4 protein-coding genes are annotated in these 2,698 nt (G+C 49.6%); 1 reads left to right on the top strand and 3 read right to left on the bottom strand.

Going from position 1 to position 2,698, the window contains the following annotated elements:
• Both ACTHUE_RS14875 and ACTHUE_RS14880 read right to left on the bottom strand, forming a co-directional pair.
• Nucleotides 1-1,030, bottom strand: a 1,030-nt coding sequence (locus tag ACTHUE_RS14875; protein ID WP_440423886.1) for a pyridoxal phosphate-dependent aminotransferase, incomplete at its 3' end; no start/stop codon positions are given.
• An 84-nt stretch (nt 1,031-1,114) separates the two neighbouring features.
• A complete protein-coding gene (locus tag ACTHUE_RS14880) occupies nt 1,115-1,330 on the bottom strand; it encodes a tautomerase family protein (protein WP_003682441.1) in 216 nt (71 codons plus the stop codon).
• 165 nt (nt 1,331-1,495) lie between these two features.
• On the opposite strand from ACTHUE_RS14880, the gene ACTHUE_RS14885 reads away from it, so the two are divergent.
• Nucleotides 1,496-2,095, top strand: a complete 600-nt coding sequence (locus ACTHUE_RS14885) for an MlaC/ttg2D family ABC transporter substrate-binding protein (protein WP_049322312.1) — start codon at nt 1,496-1,498, stop codon at nt 2,093-2,095.
• Between the two features lie 62 nt (nt 2,096-2,157).
• Here the strand turns inward: ACTHUE_RS14885 and efp are convergent.
• A partial coding sequence (gene efp, locus ACTHUE_RS14890; RefSeq protein WP_440423887.1) for an elongation factor P occupies nt 2,158-2,698 on the bottom strand: 541 nt, incomplete at its 5' end.

A 2,698-nucleotide genomic window follows, 5' to 3' on the forward strand; every position in this document is an offset into this window, starting at 1 on the left:
TGTACATTTCGGTATCGATTTTGGGGAACATATACAATGCGCCCATGGGTTTGACGCAGGATATGCCCGGAATCTGGTTGACCAGTTCCCATGCTTTGTTGCGTTGCTCGAGCAGGCGGCCGCCGGGAAGGAGGAATTCGTTGATGCTTTGGTATCCGCCTAAGGCCGTCTGAATGGCGTGTTGCATGGGTGTGGTGGCACAAAGGCGCATAGAGGAGAGCATATCGAGGCCTTCGATATAGCCCTTGGCATGATGTTTCGGACCGTTGAGAACCATCCAGCCTTGACGGAAACCGGCTACGCGGTAGGCTTTGGAAAGGCCGTTAAACGTAATGGTCAGCAAGTCGGGAGCAAGGGCGGCGATATGGTGGTGTACGGCGTCGTCGTAGAGGATTTTGTCGTAAATTTCGTCGGCGAAAATAATCAGACCGTGTTTACGCGCCAGTTCGGCGATTTCGAGCAGGATTTCTTTGCTGTACACCGCGCCGGTAGGGTTGTTGGGGTTGATGACGACGATGGCTTTGGTTTTAGGCGTAATTTTGGCTTCCATGTCGGCCAGGTTGGGGAACCAGTTGTTTTCTTCGTCGCATAGATAATGGCGGACGGTGCCGCCTGCCAGTGTTGCGGCGGCGGTCCACAAAGGATAGTCCGGTGCGGGAATCAGGATTTCGTCACCGTCGTTGAGCAGCGCCTGCATGGACATGGTAATCAATTCGGAGACGCCGTTGCCGATGTAAACGTCGTTGACGGTAACGTCGAGCAGCCCTTTGGTTTGGTAGTAGTGGACGATGGCTTTGCGTGCGGAGTAAAGGCCTTTGGAGTCGCAATAGCCTTGTGAAGTCGGCAGGTTGCGGATGACGTCAACCAAGATTTCGTCGGGCGCTTCAAAACCGAACGGAGCAGGATTACCGATATTGAGCTTGAGGATTTTGTTGCCTTCTTCTTCCAGTTGCAGGGCTTTTTTGTGAACCGGGCCGCGGATGTCGTAGCAAACGTGGTCCAGTTTGGATGATTTGGGAAATTTCTCCATGATGTGTGTTCCGTAAAATTGTTAACAATGGGATAAATGTACTCTTTTTGCGGGTAAATTAAAAGGGCTTCAGACGGCCAAGGCTTACTTATTGCGCGCTTCGGCACGGCGAACCGTCACGCTTTTGCCGCCTATGCCCCAGTTGTCCATATCGATTTCGTCGATGACGACGACGGTTGTCTCAGGGTTTTTGTTGAGAACGCGTGAGAGTAATTCGGTGACGCCGCGGATCAATTCGGCTTTTTGCTCCGCGCTCGGGGCTTCGCTGCCGCCGGTTACTTTAATGTTGACGTAGGGCATGGTTTCCTCCTTTGAAAATAACGTTTATATGTTATCTTATTTTTATCAGGCCGTCTGAAATTTAATTGCAGGATTTTTCATTGCCCATGTCTGCTTTTACAAAGAATTAAGTTTTTTGGAATGGATTGTTTTTACAATGCGGTTTTATTTTGGATGGATATCGTTATGAACCGTTTTCTTCAGACTTTGATTGTGGCCGCTCCGATGGTGATTGCCGCGCCTTATGTGGCGGCGGAAACGCATCCGGCGCAAAAGCAGATGCAGCAGAATATTGATGCTGTGTTGAAAATCGCACGCAATACGTCTTTGACAGAGGCGCAACGCGTGAAACAGGTTGAGCAGTATGCCAACCGTTATTTGGATTATGAGCGTATTTCGGCTTTAGCGGTCGGTGCGCCATGGCGTGAATTTTCTGCCAAACAGAAAACCGATTTTATCCGTGCATTCAAAGATATGGTCATTGCGATGTACTCGCATTCCGCGTTAATTGGTGCGGCGGATGCAAATGTGCGCCTGTTGCCGAAGATGACGGCAAACGGCAATAAGTTTGACGTTTTCTCGGAAATTCAAACCAAAAAAGGTACGAAGTATGAAGTGGCTTACCAGCTTTACCAAAGTGGCGGTGTGTATAAGATTTACAACATCCGCGTGGACGGTACCAGCTTGGTAACGGTATACCGCAATCAATTTGGCGAGCTGATTAAGAGCAAAGGCATTGACGGTACGATTGCCACTGTCGAAGCCAAGGGCTTGAAGAAACAATAAGGCAGATTGATAAAAGGCCGTCTGAAACTTGTTTCAGACGGCCTTTTTGTATTACGGGCTGATTAGGCGCGTTTGCGGAATTCGCCGGTACGGGTATCGATTTCGATTTTGTCGCCGTTTTCGATGTAAGACATCACTTGGATTTCAGTGCCGCCGACCAGACGTGCGGTTTTCATCACTTTGCCGGAAGTATCGCCTTTAACGGCAGGCTCGGTGTATTCAACTTCGCGAACGATGATGGTAGGCAATTCTACGGAGATTGGGTTGCCTTCGTAGAAAGTGACTTCGCATTGGTCTTCCATGCCGTCAACGATGAATTTCAACGCGTCGCCGATGTTGTCGGCTTCAATTTCGTATTGGTTGAACTCTTCGTCCATGAAGACGTACATTGGGTCGGCAAAGTAGCTGTAAGTACAGTTTTTGCGGGACAGGATCACGACGTCGAATTTGTCGTCGGCTTTGTAAATGGTTTCAGTAGCGGCACCGGTCAGCAGGTTTTTCAGTTTCATGCTGACTTTGGCGGAAGAGCGGCCGCCTTTGATGTATTCGGTTTTTTGAACGACCATAGGATCGTTGCCGACCATGAATACGTTGCCGGCGCGC

The sequence above is a fragment of the Neisseria sp. P0021.S005 genome (genome assembly GCF_051956955.1).

What these genes read in the sequence shown, in the direction of transcription:
- ACTHUE_RS14885 (WP_049322312.1), top strand. Translation starts at nt 1,496, where the DNA reads ATGAACCGTTTTCTTCAGACTTTGATTGTGGCCGCTCCGATGGTGATT.
- ACTHUE_RS14880 (WP_003682441.1), bottom strand. Translation starts at nt 1,330, where the DNA reads ATGCCCTACGTCAACATTAAAGTAACCGGCGGCAGCGAAGCCCCGAGC.